The organism is Nocardioides jiangsuensis (assembly GCF_019679455.1).
In the GTDB taxonomy this organism is placed as follows: domain Bacteria; phylum Actinomycetota; class Actinomycetes; order Propionibacteriales; family Nocardioidaceae; genus Nocardioides_C; species Nocardioides_C jiangsuensis.
In genome coordinates this window covers 1,006,941-1,024,770 of record NZ_JAIEZQ010000001.1, presented here as the reverse complement: position 1 = coordinate 1,024,770, position 17,830 = coordinate 1,006,941, and the positions used below count along the sequence as shown (strand labels likewise).

Below are 17,830 nucleotides of genomic sequence, written 5' to 3'. Positions count from 1 at the left end.
ACGTCTCAACGCCGCACGACTGACGTGTGAACGCCGCACGACTGACCTCTGAACGAGGGGCGGCACCCCGCCTTGTCTGGCGGGGTGCCGTCGCCGATCATGACGTCATGACCGCCACCGACCTGAGCGCCATCGAGGCCGCGCGGGCGCGCATCCGCGACGCGCACCTGCGACCCGCCGCCGAGCGTCCCGCCTCGACCGCCCGGGGCCTGCACCACACCGCCCTCATCAGCAGCGACGTGGAGCGCACGGTCCGCTTCTACCAGGACCTGCTCGGGTTCCCGCTGACCGAGCTGATCGAGAACCGCGACTACCCGGGGTCCTCGCACTTCTTCTTCGACATCGGCAACGGCAACCTGCTCGCGTTCTTCGACTTCCCCGGCCTCGACCTGGGCCCGTACGCCGAGGTCCTCGGCGGGCTGCACCACGTGGCGATCTCGGTCGAGCCGTCGCGCTGGGACGCGATCGTCGCCCGCCTCGACGAGGCCGGCATCGACCACGTCGTGCACAGCGAGGTGTCGGTCTACTTCACCGACCCCGACGGCGCCCGGGTCGAGCTGATCGCCGACCCGCTCGGCGAGATGTACGGCCACCGGGTGCTCTGACCGCTCCGACCGCTCCGACCGCCCCGCGGGGCGGTCCGGTCCGGCCTCACAGGCCCCTGGCCCGCTCCAGCCGGCGCATCACCGGGGTCGCGGTCACCCCGTGCACGAGCACCGAGAGCACGATCGTGAAGGCGACCGTGGACCACAGCACCTGGGAGTCCCCGAAGTCGGCCGCGCCGGTGGCGTAGGCCAGGTAGAACAGCGACCCCACCCCGCGTACCCCGAAGAACGCGGTCGCGGCGCGCTCGCCGCGGGTCAGCACGTGGTCGCCGACCCGGCAGGTGTCGTGCCGCGACCAGAGCGCGAGGTACCCGGTCACCGGACGGACCACGAAGACCAGCAGGAACGCCACCGCCACGGCCGGCCAGGTCAGCGTGCTCAGCAGCCCGTTGGTCATCGCGACGCCGAGGATCAGCAGAACCGCCAGCGTGAACAGACGCTCGAGGCGCTCGATGGTCTGGTGCATGTGCGCGTGGTAGTCGTGCCCGCGCTCGGCGGACCGCAGGGTCATCGCGCAGGCGAAGACCGCGAGGAACCCGTAGCCGCCGACGAGCTCGGCGACGCCGTACGACAGCAGCACCGCGGCGAGCGCGAGCAGCGGCTCCCCGGTCTCGGCCAGCCGCAGCGAGAGCCTCGGGGCCCGGAACGCCACCTTGGCCAGCACCCAGCCGACGACGAGGCCGACCAGGACGCCGAGCAGGGTCTTGCCGACCAGGTCCCAGGCCAGCCACCTCAGGCCCCACTCGGTGACCGGGCCGAGGGTGGCCAGGAAGATCGCGGCGTAGACGAAGGGGAACGCCAGCCCGTCGTTGAGGCCGGCCTCGGAGGTCAGCGCGAAGCGAACCTCGTCGCTCTCGTCGATCTCCTCCTGCTCGGCGCCGTCGGCGGGGGTGGGCCCCTCCACCTGCACGTCGGAGGCGAGGACGGGGTCGGTGGGGGCCAGCGCCGAGCCGAGCAGGACCGCCGCGGCCGGCCCGAGCCCCATCGCCCACCAGCCGAGGACGGCCACCGCGGCGATGGTCAGCGGCATCGCGATCCCCAGCAGCCGCCAGGTCGCGCCCCACTTCCGCCAGGCGCCCAGCCGGCGCAGGTCCAGCGGCCGGTCCAGGGCCAGCCCGACGCCCATCAGCGCGAACAGCACGCAGAACTCCGTCAGGTGCTGCACGAAGCTCCGGTTGGCCATCGGGGTCAGCTCCACGCCCTCCGGGAGCGGGAGCAGGCCGATCAGCGCGCCCACGACGAGCAGCACGATCGGGGCGGAGACCGCGGCCCGGCTCAGCGCGACCGGCAGCACCACGGCGAGCAGCAGCGAGGCGCCGGCGAGGATGAACACGACGTCGACGGTCATCGTGGCCTCGGGGACGACGGGTACGGCACGGTTCTCCTCGGTTCGGTCCACCCTGCCCCGCCGCCGCTGAGCGGACGGCCGGGCGGGTTCGTGGTCAGTGTCCCCTCACGCAGACTACGACGCGGTCCCGTTTGAGGCGCCGGGGCAGCGGTTACCCCTCAGCGGGTCCCGCTGCGGACAGCAGCCGGGGCTCGCCACGTTCCCCAACCAGGTTGAGGTGAAACAGGTCATGACCATCGCACCCGTCAAGGTCTCCGTCGTCTACTACTCCTCCACGGGCACCACGCAGCGCATGGCCGAGCGGCTCGGCCAGGCCGCCGAGAAGGCCGGCGCCGAGGTCCGCCTCCGTCACGTCGAGGAGCTCGCGCCGCGTGAGGTCGTCGAGTCCCAGGACGACTGGAGGGCGCACCTCGAGGAGGTCGCGGACCAGCCCACCGCCACGCCCGAGGACGTGACCTGGGCCGACGTGGTCCTGTTCGGCACGCCCACCCGGTTCGGTAACGTCGCCAGCCAGCTCAAGCAGTTCATCGACACGCTCGGCCCGCAGTGGGGCCAGGGCCAGCTCGCGGACAAGGTGTACGCCGGCTTCACGTCCTCCCAGACCACCCACGGGGGCCAGGAGTCGACGCTGCTGGCGCTCTACACCACGATCCACCACTTCGGCGGGCTCATCGTCTCGCCGGGTTACACCGACCCGGTGAAGTTCGCCGACGGCAACCCGTACGGCGTGGGTCACGTGACCGGGGCCGACAACGACGCGCCCCTGGGCAGCACCGAGCACGACGCCCTGGACCACCTGGCCGAGCGCGCCGTCGAGGTCGCCCGCAGGCTCAAGGCCGGTGAGGCGGCCGCCTGAGCCGCGTTGCCGAAGTGTGGAGATCCCGTGACCGGGCTGTTGCCGGTGCGTGGAGACGGCTCGCCTAGCGTGAAGGAACACGCTGAGACAGCGTGACCGAACACGCCGGAAGGGCCGTCCATGGGGCGGGAGACGGCCCTTCCGGAGCGACTTCCACAGGTGCCTGACATGAACCGGACCGCACACGCCGCGCCCCCCTCCCCGCGGGGCCGTGCCGACGAGGACGGACGGGCACGGAGGCCACCTCCCAGGTCTCCGAGGTCCGGGACCGCCCGCAGGGGCGGTCTCCGGCTCATGTCAGGCGCCGTGGATCTGCCGTACCGAACGGCCCCGGCCCCCCCGCCCCCGGCGCGGGCGGCCGGCGCGGCCTCGGTCCTCCTCGGGCTCCTGCTCCTCACCGAGCTGCCGGGCGTCTGGCGCGCCGCCGCCTACCTCGGGGTGCTCACCGCCACCTTCGCCGCCTGCGCCCTGGTCGCCGGGGCCTGGCTGTGGCGCCGGGGCGACCTGAGCGCCCGGGCCACCGCCGGCGGGGTCGCCGTGCTCACCTTCGCCGGCGAGATGCTCAACCTGGTCCTCGGCGTCCCCGGTGCACGCACACTGGAGCGACCGGACGGCTCCTCGGGCCTGCTCGCCTTCGTGCTCGAGATCGGGGTCGTCCTGCTCCTCGCGCTCGACGCCGCCTCGCGGCAGCCGGAACCCGAGCCCGAGCACCCCTATGCTCTGTGACCATGGCCGCCACGGTGCTCGTCGTCGAGGACGATGATGGAATCGCGATGCCGCTCGTGCGGACCCTCCAGCGGGAGGGGTACGACGTCGAGCGCGTCGCCGAGGGGCGGGCGGCCGTGGCCCGCGCCCGCACCGGGAACCTCGACCTGGTCATCCTCGACCTCGGCCTGCCCGACCTCGACGGGCTGGACGTGTGCCGCACGGTGCGCGCCGACGGCTACACCGGCGGCATCCTCATCCTCACCGCCCGCGGCGGCGAGCTGGACCGGGTCGTCGGCCTCGACGTCGGCGCCGACGACTACATGGCCAAGCCGTTCGGTCTCGCCGAGCTGCTCGCGCGCACCCGGGCGCTGCTGCGTCGCAGCGAGCGGTCCGCCGCCGCGGCGGAGCCGGCCGACGAGACGGGGGTCCGGATCGACGGCACCGCCCGCCGGGTCTGGGTCGGTGAGCACGAGGTGCCGCTGACCACCAAGGAGTTCGACGTCCTCGCGCTGCTCGCGGAGGTGCGCGGCGCCGTGGTCACCCGCGACCGGCTGATGGACGAGGTCTGGGACAGCAACTGGTTCGGCTCCACGAAGACGCTCGACGTCACGGTCGGCCGGCTCCGGCAGAAGCTCGAGGAGCACGAGGCGCCCGCGCGGGTGGTGACGGTGCGCGGCGTGGGTTTCCGTCTGGAGGACGGACCCGGCGATGCGTGACCGGCTCGTCGCCGCGTTCGTCAGCCTCACCGCCGTCGTCCTGACGCTGTTCGTGGGCGTGCGCGCCTACACGACCGCGGAGCTCGTGGAGGCCCAGGAGACCACGTCCCTCGCCCGCACGGCGGAGGCCGCGGCGACCCTGCTCACCCACCTGGAGACCGAGCGCGAGACGGTGACCCCGGCCGTACTCGCCGACCTGGCCCGGCCGGGGGAGCACCTGCGCTACGTCCCTGCCGACGGTGACTCTGTCACCTCCGCAGCGGAGCCTGCCTCCTCCGCGGCGGAGCAGCTCACGGTGAGCCGGCCGGTCGCCGGCGGCGGCACCGTCACGCTGAGCCGGGACCCCGCCGTCGTCGACGAGCGGGTGTCCGACGTGCTGCTCCCGCTGGTCGTGCTGGGCATCGCGCTGGTGCTGCTCGCCGGCGCGGCGGGGGTCCTGGCCGCGGCCCGGCTGTCCCGGCCGTTCCGGGAGCTGGCCGCGGCGGCGACGATGGTCGGCCGGGGCAGGTTCGACGTCGAGGTGCCGCACTACGACGTGCCGGAGGCGGAGGCGATCGGCTCGGCGCTGCGGCGCAGCGCGCGCGACCTGGATGCGCTGGTCCGCCGTGAGCGGGAGTTCGCGGTGAGCGCCTCGCACGAGCTGCGCACCCCGGTCACCGCGCTGCGGCTCGAGATCGAGGACGTCGCGAGCTGGCCGCAGACCCCGCCCGACGTGGCCGAGGAGCTGTCCAGAGCCTTGGCCGAGCTCGACCGGCTCAGCGCCACGATCACCAGCCTGCTCGGCGGGGCCCGCGGGCTCCGGCTCGGTGACGCGGTGGAGATCAACCTCGTGCCGCTGGTCGAGGACGCGGTGCGTCCCTACCGGGCCACGTCGCGGCGACGGCCGATCGACCTGGACGCACCGCCGGTCGTCGCGGTGCGGCTGCCGCACGAACCGATCGCTCAGATCCTCGACGCCCTGGTCGGCAACGCGGTCCGGCACGGGGCCGGCACGGTCACCGTGTCGGTCGCGGGGCGCGGGGAGTACGCCGAGGTGCGGGTGGCCGACGAGGGCCTCCGGCCGTCCGGCACCGCCACGGTGCGGCAGCCGGTGCCCGGACGCGACGGTGAGACGGTGGCCACCGCCGTCCGGGTCGCCGAGGCGCTCGGCGGCCGGTTGCGCCTGACCGAGGACCGGTGCACCACGTTCAGCCTGGTCCTGCCCACCGCGAACGGGAGGTCGACCTGATGAGCACAGAACCACCCGGAGGCGCCGGCGACGAGCGGAACGTGCTCGGCCGGCCGCTCGAGCCGTGCGGCACCGACCCGGTCACCGGGTTCTACCGTGACGGGCGGTGCAGCAGCGGCCCCGAGGACATCGGCAGCCACACCGTGTGCGCGGTGGTGACCCAGGAGTTCCTGGCTCACCAGGCGAGCGTGGGGAACGACCTGGTCACCCCGCGGCCGGAGTGGCGGTTTCCCGGCCTGCAGCCGGGGGACCGGTGGTGCGTCGTCGCGGTGCGCTGGCTCCAGGCCTACCAGGACGGCGTGGCGGCGCCGGTCGTCCTGGCCGGCACGCACGAGCGGGCCCTGGACGTCGTACCCCTGGCCCTCCTGCGCGAGCACGCCGTCGACGTGCCGGAGGACCCCGGCTCGCTCGCCTGATCCAGAGTCGATCACCTGGTCCTACTAGGTACAACGACTCTGTCCGCCGCGGACCGGACGGCCCGACGATGAAGTCATGACATCGACCCATCCCGTGCGGCCGGTGCGGGACCCCCGCGCCGCGGCCGTGGTGAAGGCGCTCGTCGACCAGGGCCTCGTCGACCCCGGCAGGCGGGACGAGGCACAGTCCCTCGTCGACCGCTCGCTGGCCGGTCAGGCCTCGGTGAGCGCTCCGCTGACCCGGCGTTTCGCCGAGCTCGCCGGCTACGTCGGCGCTGCCTTCGTGGTGGCCGCCGCGATCATCTTCTTCGCCTCCCAGTGGCCGGACCTGTCCGAGGGCCAGCAGGTCGCCCTCCTGGCCGGCAGCACCCTGGTGCTCGTCGCGGCCGGCCTCGCCGTCGGTCTCGTCGGCCAGGGTCTCGCGGCCCTGCGTGCGGGTGAGGACGCGGTCCGGCGCCGGCTCGCCGGCGTGCTGTTCACCGCCGCGGCCGTGGCCGCCGCCGGCACCGTCGGCCTGCAGGTGTCCACGACGGCCGACCCGTCCGACACGACGGCGCCGATGCTGGCGTTCGGCACCATGGCGGTCGTCTCGCTGCTCGGCTACCTGCTCGCCCCCACCGTCGTGGGTCAGGCCGGTGCCGCGTTCGGTGTGATGCTCGCGGCGCCGACCGGCACCGACAAGCTCGGCCTGGCCGACACCGTCGCCCTCGGTCTCGTGTGGCTGGTCATCGGGGTCGGGTGGCTGGCGCTCGCCGAGCGCGGGGTCTGGCGCGAGGTCGCCACCGGCCGGGTCATCGGCTGCCTGCTGGCGCTGGTCGGGGCGCAGTCGGCGGTCTTCGTGACCGAGGACCGCTGGGTCGGCTACGTCGCGCTGGTCGGCGTCGCGGTCGGCGCGTTCGCCGTCTACGTCGTCCGTCCGGCATGGCCCTACCTCGCGACCGGCGTCGTCGCGGTCACCGCGGTGGTGCCGCAGGTGCTGCTCGACTGGACCGACGACGAGCTCGGCCCCGCCGGGGTGCTCCTGGCCACCGGGGTCACCCTGCTGGTCGCGGCGCTGTTCGGCCTCCGGCTGCGCAAGGAGGTCGTGGAGGCCCCCGAGGACCGGGAGGTCCAGCACGACGCGGAGCCGCCCCGGCGCTGAGGCGGACCGAACGGCGAGGCGTCCGGGCCGGCGGAGGGACGGGTCCGGACGCCTCGCCGTGCCCCGTGCGGTGGCTGTCTACCCTGACCGGATGAGCCTTCCCGTCCTCGGAACCCTCGACTCCCTGCCCGCCCTGGACCGTCCCGACCTGCTCGCGGAGCCGGTCGCTGCCGCGCTCGCCGGCTGGGCCCCGGCCGAGCGGGTGGCGGTCGTGGAGATCGACCCGGACCTCGCCGACACCGCCGCGCTGACCGAGGCCTACGACCTGCCTCTCCGGGCCAGCGCGAACTGCGTGGTGGTCTCCGGCCGCCGCGACGGGGAGGAGCGGGTCGCCGCGTGCGTCGTCCGGGCCGACACCCGCGCCGACGTGAACAACCTGGTGAAGCGCACCCTCGACGTCCGGAAGGCGTCGTTCCTGCCGATGGAGCGCGCCGTGGACGAGACCGGCATGGAGTACGGCGGGATCACGCCGGTCGGTCTGCCGGAGCGGTGGCGGCTGTTCGTGGACGCCTCCGTGCTCGACCTCGACGTGGCGGTCGTCGGCAGCGGCGTACGGCGCTCGAAGCTGCTGCTCCCGGGCCGGGACCTCGGGGACCTGCCCCGCGCCGAGGTTCTCACCGGATTGGGCATCTGACCGTTTGCCCGTGACTCATCGGGTACGACCTCGAAGGATGCAGGAGAAGACACCGAGGAGGACCAGATGAAGGCAGTGACCTGGCACGGACGTCGCGACGTACGGGTGGAGGACGTCCCGGACCCGATCCTCAAGGAGCCGACGGACGCGATCGTGCGGATCACCTCGAGCGGCCTGTGCGGTTCTGACCTGCACCTGTACGAGACGCTCGGCCCGTTCATGGGCGAGGGGGACATCCTCGGTCACGAGCCGATGGGCATCGTCGAGGAGGTCGGCGCGAACGTGGGCGACCTCGAGGTCGGCGACCGGGTCGTGATGCCCTTCCAGATCTGCTGCGGTGACTGCTGGATGTGCACCCAGGGGCTCTACACCCAGTGCGAGACGACCCAGGTCCGCGAGCAGGGCACCGGCGCGGCGCTCTTCGGCTTCAGCAAGCTCTACGGCGAGGTGCCCGGGGCTCAGGCGGAGTTCCTGCGCGTCCCGCAGGCGCAGTTCATGCCGATCAAGGTGCCCGAGGGCCCGGCCGACGAGCGCTTCCTGTTCCTCTCCGACGTGCTCCCGACCGCCTGGCAGTCGGTGGAGTACGCCGACGTGCCCGACGGCGGCACCCTGCTGGTGCTCGGGCTCGGCCCGATCGGTGACATGGCGTGCCGGATCGGCGTCCAGAAGGGGCTCCGTGTGATCGGGGTCGACCTGGTCCCCGAGCGGCTGGCCCGGGTGAAGAGCCGCGGCGCCGAGGTGATCGACCTCAACGCCGTCGACGACGTCGCCGAGGAGGTCCGCTCGCGCACCCAGGGCCGCGGCGCGGACTCGGTGATCGACGCGGTCGGCATGGAGGCGCACGGCTCACCGGTCGCCGAGGTGGGGCAGCGGATCTTCAACATGCTGCCCAAGAAGCTCACCGCGCCGCTGATGGCGCGCGTCGGTCTGGACCGGATGTCGGCGATCTACACCGCCATCGACGCCGTACGGCGCGGCGGCACGGTCTCCCTGATCGGGGTGTACGGCGGCCAGACCGACCCGATGCCGATCATGACCATGTTCGACAAGCAGATCCAGCTGCGCATGGGCCAGGCGAACGTGAAGCGCTGGGTGGACGACATCATGCCGCTGCTCACCGACGACTCCGACCCGCTCGGCGTCGAGCAGTTCGCCACGCACCAGGTGCCCCTCTCCGAGGCGGCCTCGGCGTACGACAACTTCCAGAAGAAGCAGGACGGGACGATCAAGGTGGTCTTCAAGCCGTAACGGCCATCCCGGCCGCAAGCCACGACAGCTCCCCACGACGCACGGGTCGTGGGGAGCTGTCGTGTCTCTGCGTGCTTCGGTGCGGTTCGGGAGCGGGACGTCGGTCGCCGGGACTCGGGACCTTCGGCCTTGTCGCACCGCGGTGCCGACCTGACAGTGTCGCTACGAGGAGCGACGGGCCGGACGGCCCGGCGGACACGGGGAGTGTTGATGAGCAGAACGTCGGTCGGAGGATCCGGAACCACCGCGGCCCGCACGGACGCGCGCGCCTACCTGATGCTGGCGATGGCCACCCTCGGGTTCGCGCTCAACTTCTGGGCGTGGGCGCTGCTCAGCCCGCTCGGTCCGCTGTTCCGCGAGCAGGGCACGGTCGGGGAGCTCACCGAGTCCGACGTGGCGCTGATGGTCGCGGTCCCGGTCATCGTCGGCTCGCTGGGGCGGATCGTGGTCGGCGCGCTCACCGACAGGTACGGCGGCCGGGTGATGTTCCCGCTCGTCTCCGCGGCCACGATCGTGCCGATCCTGTTCATCGCCTTCTTCGCGCTCGACTCCTTCACGCTCCTGCTGGTGGGCGGCTTCTTCCTCGGCATCGCGGGCACCGCGTTCGCGGTGGGCGTGCCGTTCGTCAACGCCTGGTTCCCGCCGGAGCGGCGCGGCCTCGCCGTGGGCATCTTCGGTGCGGGCATGGGCGGCACCGCGATCAGCGCGCTGACCACGGTCACGCTCTACACGGAGGTCGGCGAGAAGGCGCCCTTCCTCATCACCGCGACGGTGCTGGCCGTGTACGCCGTCGCCGCGTGGCTGGTGATGCGCGACGCCCCGGGGCGGACCGCGCCGACGACCTCGCTGATGACGCGCCTCGCGGCGAACGCCCGGCTGCCGATCACCTGGCAGGCGTGCATCCTCTACGCGGTCGCCTTCGGCGGGTACGTCGCGTTCTCGGTCTACCTCCCCGCCTACCTCAAGACCGCCTACGAGCTCACCCCTGCCGACGCGGCGAACCGGATGGCCGGGTTCGTCGTGGTCGCGGTGCTGATGCGGCCGGTCGGTGGGTGGCTCTCCGACCGGTTCGGGCCGGTCCCGGTGCTGGCGGGCGGCTACGCGGTCGTGGTGGTCGGCGCGGGTGTCGCCGCGACCACGCCGCTCCTCGCTCCCGTCGGCACCTTCGCCTTTCTGGGGATGGCCGCCGCGCTCGGGTCCGGCAGCGGTGCGACGTTCGCGCTGGTCGCGAGGGTCACCGACCCCTCGCGGGTCGGCGGCGTCACGGGCCTGGTCGGCGCCGCGGGCGGGCTCGGGGGCTTCGTGCCGCCCCTGATCATGGGCTACGTCTACGGCCGCACCGACTCTTACGGGATCGGGCTGGCCCTGCTGTCGGTGACCGCGGCGCTGACCCTCGTGCTCACCCTCACCGTCGTCCGCCGTACCGCAGCCACCCACGCCGCCGACACCCTTCCCGCGTGAGCACGCCATCAGTAGAGTCCCAGGCACGTCGCGAGCACAGGAGCACTACGTGAGCACAGACGTCGAACCCGAGAGCCGGCAGCCGGGGGACCGCGAGGTCGGTCTCGACGGAGGCCTGAGCGAGGCCTTGGTGCGCTCGCGGCGGTTCTTCACCAGGGCCGAGGTCTCCGACGACCTGCGCAGCCTGCACCGGACCGGCGGCCGCGGCGCGGACGACTTCTACCGGGACCGGTGGAGCCACGACAAGGTGGTCCGCTCCACGCACGGCGTGAACTGCACCGGGTCGTGCTCGTGGAAGGTGTACGTCAAGGACGGCATCATCACGTGGGAGACCCAGCAGACCGACTACCCGTCGGTGGGCCCGGACAAGCCGGAGTACGAGCCGCGTGGCTGCCCCCGCGGCGCGGCGTTCTCCTGGTACACCTACTCGCCGACCCGGGTCCGCTACCCCTACGTGCGCGGTGTGCTGCTGCAGATGTACCGCGAGGCGAAGTCCCAGCACGACGGCGACCCGGTCAAGGCGTGGGCGCACGTCGTCGACAACCCGCTGCGGGCCAAGGCCTACAAGTCGGCGCGTGGCAAGGGCGGCTTGGTCCGCGCGTCGTGGGACGAGGCCACCGAGATGGTCGCGGCCGCCTACGTGCACACGATCCGGAAGTGGGGCCCCGACCGGGTCGCCGGGTTCTCGCCGATCCCGGCGATGTCGATGGTCTCCCACGCTTCCGGGGCCCGGTTCACCTCGCTCGTCGGCGGCACCATGCTGTCGTTCTACGACTGGTACGCCGACCTGCCCGTGGCCTCCCCGCAGGTGTTCGGGGACCAGACCGACGTGCCCGAGTCCGGGGACTGGTGGGACGCGGGCTACCTGATCATGTGGGGCTCCAACCTGCCTGTGACCCGGACCCCCGACGCGCACTGGATGGCCGAGGCGCGCTACCGCGGGCAGAAGGTGGTCGCGGTCGCCCCGGACTACGCCGACAACGTGAAGTTCGCCGACGAGTGGCTCCCCGCCCGGCCCGGGACCGACGGCGCGCTGGCGATGGCGATGGGCCACGTGATCCTGCGCGAGTTCTTCGTCGACCGGCCGACGCCGTACTTCACCGACTACACGAAGCGGTACACCGACCTGCCGTACCTGGTGGTCCTCGACGACCTCGGCGGCGGGACGTACCGGCCGGGCAAGTTCCTGACCGCCGCCGACCTCCCCACCCACCGCAACGCGGAGAACGCGCACTTCAAGACCGTCGTGATGGACACCCGCACCGACGAGCCGGTCGTGCCGAACGGGTCGCTGGGCCACCGGTTCGGGGAGACCGGCGTAGGCCGGTGGAACCTCGACCTCGAGGACGTCGACCCGAAGCTCTCCCTGGCGGACACCTCCTGGGACTCCGTGCTCGTGCGTCTGCCGCGCTTCGACACCCCCGACGGCGCCGCGCAGGACCTGTCGCGCGGCGTCCCGGTCCGCCGGGTCGGGCAGCACCTGGTCACCACCGTCTACGACCTGATGCTGGCGCAGTACGGCGTCGGGCGGCCCGGGCTCCCCGGTGAGTGGCCGGCGTCCTACGACGACGCCGCGGCGCCGTACACCCCGGCCTGGCAGGAGCAGGTGACCGGCGTCCCGGCCGCGGCCGCGGCGCGGATCGCGCGGGAGTTCGCCCGCAACGCCGAGGAGTCCCGCGGCCGCTCGATGATCGTGATGGGGGCGGGCACGAACCACTGGTTCCACTCGGACACGATCTACCGGGGCTTCCTGGCGCTGACCACGCTCACCGGCTGCCAGGGCGTCAACGGCGGCGGCTGGGCGCACTACGTGGGCCAGGAGAAGTGCCGGCCGATCACCGGCTGGGCGCAGCTCGCGTTCGGCCTCGACTGGACGCGGCCCCCGCGGCAGATGATCCAGACCGCGTACTGGTACCTGCACACCGACCAGTACCGCTACGACCACTTCGGCGCCGACACGCTGTCGGCCAGGACCGGGCAGGGGCGCTTCGGCGGGCGGACGACGGCCGACCTCATCGCGCAGAGCGCCCGGATGGGCTGGATGCCGTCGTACCCCACCTTCGACCGGAACCCGCACGACCTCGCCGACGAGGCGGCCGCCGCGGGCCGGCCGGTCGCCGAGCACGTCGTCGCCCAGCTGAAGTCCGGTGACCTGCGGTTCGCCTGCGAGGACCCCGACTCCCCGGAGAACTTCCCGCGGATCCTCGCGATCTGGCGGGCCAACCTGCTCGGCTCCTCGGCCAAGGGCAACGAGTACTTCCTCAAGCACCTGCTCGGCGCGGACTCCTCGCTGCGCGCGAGCGAGGCGCCCGAGGGCAGCCGCCCGCGCGACGTCACGTGGCACGACGAGGCGCCGGAGGGGAAGCTCGACCTGCTGCTCAGCCTGGACTTCCGGCAGACCAGCACGACGATCTTCTCCGACGTGGTGCTGCCGGCGGCCACGTGGTACGAGAAGCACGACCTCAACACCACCGACATGCACCCGTTCGTGCACTCGTTCAACCCCGCGATCGCGCCGCCGTGGCAGACCCGCACCGACTGGGACGCCTGGCAGACCATCGCCACCAAGTTCAGCGAGCTGGCCGCCGAGCACCTCGGCACCCGCACCGACGTGGTCGCGGTCCCGCTGCTGCACGACACCCCCGACGCGATGGCCAACCCGCACGGCGTGGTCCGGGACTGGAAGGCCGGCGAGTGCGAGCCGGTCCCCGGCGTGACCATGCCCAAGCTCGTCGCGGTGGAGCGGGACTACGCGGCGGTCGGCGCGAAGATGCAGGCGCTCGGCCCGCTGATGGAGAAGCTGGGGACGACGACCAAGGGCGTCACCTACGACGTGAACGCGTCGGTGGACTACCTGCGGGCGAAGAACGGCGCGGTGCGCGGCGGACCCGCCGACGGCCGACCCAGCCTGAAGCGGGACGTGCACGCCTGCGAGGCGATCCTGGCCCTTTCGGGCACCACCAACGGCCACCTCGCCACTCAGGGCTTCAAGACCCTGGAGAAGCGCACCGGCACGCTGCTCCACGACCTCGCCGCCGAGCACGAGGGGAAGCAGATCACCTTCGCCGACACCCAGGCCGCGCCGACCCCGGTGATCACCTCCCCGGAGTGGTCCGGGTCGGAGACCGGGGGCCGGCGCTACTCGCCGTTCACGATCAACGTCGAGCGGCTCAAGCCCTGGCACACGCTGACCGGCCGGCAGCACTTCTACCTCGACCACGACTGGATGGCCGAGCTCGGCGAGAACCTCCCGGTCTACCGGCCCCCGCTGAACATGGGCGCGCTGTTCGCGGAGCCGTCGCTCGGCGACGTGGGCGAGCTCGGGGTGACCGTGCGCTACCTGACCCCCCACAACAAGTGGTCGATCCACTCCGAGTACCAGGACAACCTGTTCATGCTCTCGCTCTCGCGCGGCGGGCAGACGATCTGGATGAGCGACAAGGACGCCGCGAAGGTCGGCGTCGAGGACAACGACTGGGTCGAGGCGGTGAACCGCAACGGGGTGGTCGTCGCGCGCGCCGTGGTCTCCCACCGGATGCCCGAGGGCACGGTCTACATGCACCACGCGCAGGACCGGTTGATCGACGTACCCATCGCGGAGACGTCGAAGAAGCGGGGCGGGATCCACAACTCGCTGACCCGGCTGCTGGTCAAGCCCAGCCACCTGATCGGCGGGTACGCCCAGCTGTCCTTCGCGTTCAACTACCTCGGCCCGACCGGGAACCAGCGCGACGAGGTCACCGTGATCCGCAAGCGCAGCCAGGAGGTGACCTACTGATGCGCGTGATGGCTCAGATGGCGATGGTGATGAACCTCGACAAGTGCATCGGGTGCCACACCTGCTCGGTCACCTGCAAGCAGGCGTGGACCAACCGGGCCGGCACCGAGTACGTCTGGTTCAACAACGTCGAGACCCGGCCCGGCCAGGGGTACCCCCGCACCTACGAGGACCAGGAGCGGTGGAAGGGCGGCTGGGAGCTGAACCGGCGTGGCCGCCTCAAGCTCAAGGGCGGCGGCCGGCTGAAGAAGCTCGCCACGATCTTCTCGAACCCGATCATGCCGTCGCTGAAGGACTACTACGAGCCGTGGACCTACGACTACGCCACGCTCACCGACGCGCCGGCCCAGGAGCACACCCCGGTCGCGCGCCCCAAGTCGTTGATCTCCGGCAAGGACATGAAGATCGAGTGGTCGGCGAACTGGGACGACAACCTCGGCGGCTCCGCGGCCACCGCCGCGAACGACCCGGTGCTGCGGAAGATCAGCGACACGGTGAAGTTCGAGTTCGAGCAGACCTTCATGTTCTACCTGCCGCGGATCTGCGAGCACTGCCTCAACCCGTCCTGCGCGGCGTCCTGCCCGAGCGGTGCGATCTACAAGCGGGCCGAGGACGGCATCGTGCTCGTCGACCAGGACCGCTGCCGCGGCTGGCGGATGTGCGTGTCCGGCTGCCCGTACAAGAAGGTCTACTTCAACCACCGCACCGGCAAGGCCGAGAAGTGCACGTTCTGCTTCCCGCGCATCGAGGTCGGCCTCCCCACCGTCTGCTCGGAGACCTGCGTCGGGCGGCTGCGCTACATCGGGCTGGTGCTGTACGACGCCGACCGGGTGCTCGAGGCCGCCTCGACGCCCGACGACCACGACCTCTACGAGGCGCAGCGGTCGGTGTTCCTGGACCCCTCGGACCCCGCGGTGGTCCGGGAGGCCGAACGGGCGGGCATCCCGCGCGACTGGGTCGAGGCCGCGCAGCGGTCCCCGATCCACGCGCTGATCAACCGGTACAAGGTCGCGCTGCCGCTGCATCCGGAGTACCGCACGATGCCGATGGTCTGGTACATCCCGCCGCTGTCGCCGGTGGTCGACGTCGTCCGCGACACGGGCGAGGACGCCGAGGACGAGCGGAACCTGTTCGCCGCGATCGAGGCGCTCCGGATCCCCATCGAGTACCTCGCCGAGCTGTTCACCGCCGGTGACGTCGCCCCCGTGGACGCCGTGCTGAGGAGGCTCGCGGCGATGCGTTCCTACATGCGCGACCTCAACCTGGGCCGCGAGCCGGACGGGTCGATCCCCGCCGCGGTCGGCATGAGCGAGGAGGAGATGTACGACATGTACCGCCTGCTCGCGCTAGCGAAGTACGACGAGCGGTACGTGATCCCGCCCGCGCACGCCGAGCAGGCGCACGCGCTCGAGGAGCTCGCCACCGAGTGCGCGCTGGACTACGAGGGCGGCCCGGGGATGGGGGGCAGCGGCCCCTTCGGCGAGGGGTCCGGGACGCCCACGCCGATCGCGGTGGAGAACTTCGCGATGCTCAAGGACCGGCAGACCTCCGACACCGTGGCCGCCCCCGACCGGTCCGGCCGGGTGAACCTGCTCAACTGGGACGGCAAGGGCACCCCGCAGGGCCTGTTCCCGCCGAAGGACGAGCCGTGAGCCCCCGACGCGGGCGGCCGTCGCTGCCGGCCGAGCAGCTGACCCTCGCGTGGCAGTCGGCCTCGCTGCTGCTCGGCTACCCCGACGAGGAGCTCCTCGGCCGGCTCGACCTGGTGCTGGGTGCCGCGCGGGCGCTGCCCGGCGCCGTGGGCGAGCCGCTCCGGGCGACCGCCGTACGGCTCGGGGAGGCGGCGCTCACCGAGCTCCAGGCCGACTACGTCGAGACCTTCGACACCCGGCGCCGGCACAACCTGTTCCTCACCTACTTCGCGCACGGAGACACCCGCAAGCGCGGGGTGGCGCTGCTGCGCTTCAAGCAGACCTACCTGCGCTCGGGGTTCGTGCTCGACGCCTCCACCGACGCCGGCGGCGAGCTGCCCGACCACCTGTGCGTGGTGCTGGAGTACGCCGCGCTCGTCGACCAGCGGCTCGGCCTCGGCCTGCTGCTCGACCACCGGGCCGGGCTCGAGCTGCTGCGGCTGTCGCTGCGCGACGCCGGGTCGCGCTGGGCGGGGGCGGTCGAGGCGGTCACCGCGACGCTGCCGCCGCTGCGCGGCGACGAGTGGGACGCCGTACGCCGGCTGGCCGCCGAGGGACCTCCCGAGGAGGAGGTCGGCCTCACGCCGTACGCCACCCCGGCCTTCGACCCGGGCCCGGCGGCCCCGGGTGGTGCGGCCGTCCCGGCCGCTCCGGATGGTCCGCAGCCGCTGCCGATGCCGTCGTTCCCCGGAGGTCGCTGATGGACGTGGTGCTCTGGGTGGTCGTCCCGTACGTCTGCCTGACCGTGTTCGTGGTCGGCCACGTGTGGCGCTACCGCTACGACAAGTTCGGCTGGACCACCCGGTCCTCCCAGCTCTACGAGGACCGGCTGCTGCGGCTGGGCAGCCCGCTGTTCCACTTCGGGATCCTCGCGGTCTTCCTCGGACACGTCATGGGGCTCGGGGTCCCGAAGTCGTGGACCGAGGCGGTCGGCGTCTCCGAGTCGGTCTACCACGTCCTCGCCGTGGCCGTCGGCGCCGTCGCCGGGTTCTGCACGCTGGTCGGCATGGCGATCCTGATCTACCGGCGGCGCACGGTCGGACCGGTCTTCTCCGCGACCACGAAGATGGACAAGGCGATGTACCTGGTGCTGGCCACCGTGATCGTGCTCGGCCTGGCGAACACCGTGATCGCCAACGTGTTCGGCCACTACGACTACCGGGAGGGGGTCTCGGTCTGGTTCCGCCGCATCTTCCGCTTCGACCTCCACCCCGAGCTGATGGCCGAGGCGCCGCTGGGGTTCCAGCTGCACGGGCTCGCCGCGTTCGGGCTGTTCGCGCTCTGGCCGTTCACGCGGCTCGTGCACGTGTTCAGCGCCCCGCTGGGCTACCTGACCCGGCCCTACATCGTCTACCGGAGCCGCGACGACCAGCAGCTCGGGAGCCACACGCCACGTCGAGGATGGGAGCGCACGAGATGACCGGGACCGAGGCAGAGCAGGAGGCGGCACGCCGGGCGGGCCGCGAACCGGGCCGGAGCGAGCAGGAGGCCCACCCGCGGAGCGAGATGGTGGTGCTGGCCGAGCTCGCCGACTCGCTGATCGCCGACCTGCGCCACCATCCGGCGGGGCGGACGGCGAAGACCGTGCTGTCCGGGACGGTGATGCGGGCGGTGGTGATCGCGCTGCAGGAGGGCGCCGAGATGGCCGAGCACGACTCGCCGTCGGCGGCCACGCTCTACGTGATCAAGGGGAAGGTGACCCTGCGGGCCGGTGAGCGGGACTGGACCATCTACCCCGGACAGCTGATCCCGGTCCCGCCGCAGCGGCACGCCGTGCTCGCGCACACCGACTCCGCGATCCTGCTCACCGTCGCCCTGCACTGACGTCCACGGCACGTGGTCGGAGGCCGCGCCGTGCGGCCTCGCGGGCAGTTCGTGAGCAGATGGCTGTCCTCGCGGCCGAGAACAGCCATGTACTCACGAACTACCTGCCGACCGCGGACCACCCGCCGCGAGACCCTCGTGCTCACGGCGCGGTACGGCTAGCGTGACCGGATGGT

16 protein-coding genes are annotated in these 17,830 nt (G+C 72.4%); 15 read left to right on the top strand and 1 reads right to left on the bottom strand.

Going from position 1 to position 17,830, the window contains the following annotated elements:
* The first annotated feature begins 107 nt into the window (after positions 1-107).
* The gene (locus K1X13_RS04740; RefSeq protein ID WP_221023838.1) at positions 108-605 is read left to right on the top strand and encodes a VOC family protein; all 498 of its coding nucleotides are present in this window, start codon (positions 108-110) and stop codon (positions 603-605) included.
* Positions 606-651: 46 nt separating this feature from the next.
* Here the strand turns inward: K1X13_RS04740 and K1X13_RS04735 are convergent, their stop codons facing one another.
* Positions 652-2,004: a cation:proton antiporter gene (locus K1X13_RS04735; RefSeq protein ID WP_308249398.1), complete on the bottom strand. Its 1,353-nt coding sequence runs from the start codon at positions 2,002-2,004 to the stop codon at positions 652-654.
* 178 nt (positions 2,005-2,182) lie between these two features.
* Here K1X13_RS04735 and wrbA point away from each other — a divergent pair, with 178 nt between their 5' ends.
* The 14 genes from wrbA (at position 2,183) to K1X13_RS04665 (ending at position 17,654) form a co-directional block, all read left to right on the top strand.
* Positions 2,183-2,809, top strand: coding sequence for an NAD(P)H:quinone oxidoreductase (gene wrbA / locus K1X13_RS04730; RefSeq protein WP_225914520.1), 627 nt, complete (start codon positions 2,183-2,185; stop codon positions 2,807-2,809).
* 294 nt (positions 2,810-3,103) lie between these two features.
* On the top strand, positions 3,104-3,535 hold the full coding sequence (locus tag K1X13_RS04725) for a hypothetical protein (RefSeq protein WP_221023837.1): 432 nt from the start codon (positions 3,104-3,106) through the stop codon (positions 3,533-3,535).
* A 2-nt stretch (positions 3,536-3,537) separates the two neighbouring features.
* A complete protein-coding gene (locus K1X13_RS04720; protein WP_221023836.1) occupies positions 3,538-4,233 on the top strand; it encodes a response regulator transcription factor in 696 nt (231 codons plus the stop codon).
* Positions 4,226-5,461 (top strand): sensor histidine kinase, encoded by a 1,236-nt coding sequence (locus K1X13_RS04715; protein ID WP_221023835.1) that lies wholly within the window; start codon positions 4,226-4,228, stop codon positions 5,459-5,461. The genes K1X13_RS04720 and K1X13_RS04715 overlap by 8 nt, the downstream gene beginning before the upstream one ends.
* Positions 5,461-5,877, top strand: coding sequence for a DUF2237 family protein (locus tag K1X13_RS04710; RefSeq protein WP_221023834.1), 417 nt, complete (start codon positions 5,461-5,463; stop codon positions 5,875-5,877). Before K1X13_RS04715 ends, K1X13_RS04710 begins: the two co-directional genes overlap by 1 nt.
* A gap of 76 nt (positions 5,878-5,953) precedes the next feature.
* Positions 5,954-7,018, top strand: a complete 1,065-nt coding sequence (locus K1X13_RS04705) for a DUF2157 domain-containing protein (RefSeq protein WP_221023833.1) — start codon at positions 5,954-5,956, stop codon at positions 7,016-7,018.
* Between the two features lie 91 nt (positions 7,019-7,109).
* Entirely contained in the window at positions 7,110-7,652 is a 543-nt protein-coding gene (locus K1X13_RS04700) for a YbaK/EbsC family protein (RefSeq protein ID WP_221023832.1), read from the top strand.
* 66 nt (positions 7,653-7,718) lie between these two features.
* Positions 7,719-8,900: an alcohol dehydrogenase catalytic domain-containing protein gene (locus tag K1X13_RS04695; RefSeq protein WP_221023831.1), complete on the top strand. Its 1,182-nt coding sequence runs from the start codon at positions 7,719-7,721 to the stop codon at positions 8,898-8,900.
* Positions 8,901-9,110: 210 nt separating this feature from the next.
* A complete protein-coding gene (locus K1X13_RS04690) occupies positions 9,111-10,361 on the top strand; it encodes an MFS transporter (RefSeq protein WP_221023830.1) in 1,251 nt (416 codons plus the stop codon).
* Between the two features lie 115 nt (positions 10,362-10,476).
* Positions 10,477-14,139 carry a nitrate reductase subunit alpha gene (locus K1X13_RS04685; RefSeq protein WP_221024582.1) on the top strand — a complete coding sequence of 1,221 codons (3,663 nt, stop codon included), beginning with the start codon at positions 10,477-10,479 and terminating at the stop codon, positions 14,137-14,139.
* Positions 14,139-15,791, top strand: a complete 1,653-nt coding sequence (narH, locus tag K1X13_RS04680) for a nitrate reductase subunit beta (protein ID WP_221023829.1) — start codon at positions 14,139-14,141, stop codon at positions 15,789-15,791. The genes K1X13_RS04685 and narH overlap by 1 nt, the downstream gene beginning before the upstream one ends.
* The gene (gene narJ, locus K1X13_RS04675) at positions 15,788-16,531 is read left to right on the top strand and encodes a nitrate reductase molybdenum cofactor assembly chaperone (RefSeq protein WP_221023828.1); all 744 of its coding nucleotides are present in this window, start codon (positions 15,788-15,790) and stop codon (positions 16,529-16,531) included. Before narH ends, narJ begins: the two co-directional genes overlap by 4 nt.
* Positions 16,531-17,250, top strand: a complete 720-nt coding sequence (narI, locus tag K1X13_RS04670; protein WP_221023827.1) for a respiratory nitrate reductase subunit gamma — start codon at positions 16,531-16,533, stop codon at positions 17,248-17,250. Before narJ ends, narI begins: the two co-directional genes overlap by 1 nt.
* On the top strand, positions 17,247-17,654 hold the full coding sequence (locus K1X13_RS04665; RefSeq protein ID WP_221023826.1) for a cupin domain-containing protein: 408 nt from the start codon (positions 17,247-17,249) through the stop codon (positions 17,652-17,654). Before narI ends, K1X13_RS04665 begins: the two co-directional genes overlap by 4 nt.
* Positions 17,655-17,830 lie beyond the last annotated feature (176 nt).

Bases quoted from the DNA above. Each gene is read 5' to 3' on its own strand.
- K1X13_RS04740 (WP_221023838.1), top strand. From the start codon at position 108: ATGACCGCCACCGACCTGAGCGCCATCGAGGCCGCGCGGGCGCGCATC.
- wrbA (WP_225914520.1), top strand. From the start codon at position 2,183: ATGACCATCGCACCCGTCAAGGTCTCCGTCGTCTACTACTCCTCCACG.
- K1X13_RS04725 (WP_221023837.1), top strand. From the start codon at position 3,104: ATGTCAGGCGCCGTGGATCTGCCGTACCGAACGGCCCCGGCCCCCCCG.
- K1X13_RS04720 (WP_221023836.1), top strand. From the start codon at position 3,538: ATGGCCGCCACGGTGCTCGTCGTCGAGGACGATGATGGAATCGCGATG.
- K1X13_RS04715 (WP_221023835.1), top strand. From the start codon at position 4,226: ATGCGTGACCGGCTCGTCGCCGCGTTCGTCAGCCTCACCGCCGTCGTC.
- K1X13_RS04710 (WP_221023834.1), top strand. From the start codon at position 5,461: ATGAGCACAGAACCACCCGGAGGCGCCGGCGACGAGCGGAACGTGCTC.
- K1X13_RS04705 (WP_221023833.1), top strand. From the start codon at position 5,954: ATGACATCGACCCATCCCGTGCGGCCGGTGCGGGACCCCCGCGCCGCG.
- K1X13_RS04700 (WP_221023832.1), top strand. From the start codon at position 7,110: ATGAGCCTTCCCGTCCTCGGAACCCTCGACTCCCTGCCCGCCCTGGAC.
- K1X13_RS04695 (WP_221023831.1), top strand. From the start codon at position 7,719: ATGAAGGCAGTGACCTGGCACGGACGTCGCGACGTACGGGTGGAGGAC.
- K1X13_RS04690 (WP_221023830.1), top strand. From the start codon at position 9,111: ATGAGCAGAACGTCGGTCGGAGGATCCGGAACCACCGCGGCCCGCACG.
- narH (WP_221023829.1), top strand. From the start codon at position 14,139: ATGCGCGTGATGGCTCAGATGGCGATGGTGATGAACCTCGACAAGTGC.
- narI (WP_221023827.1), top strand. From the start codon at position 16,531: ATGGACGTGGTGCTCTGGGTGGTCGTCCCGTACGTCTGCCTGACCGTG.
- K1X13_RS04665 (WP_221023826.1), top strand. From the start codon at position 17,247: ATGACCGGGACCGAGGCAGAGCAGGAGGCGGCACGCCGGGCGGGCCGC.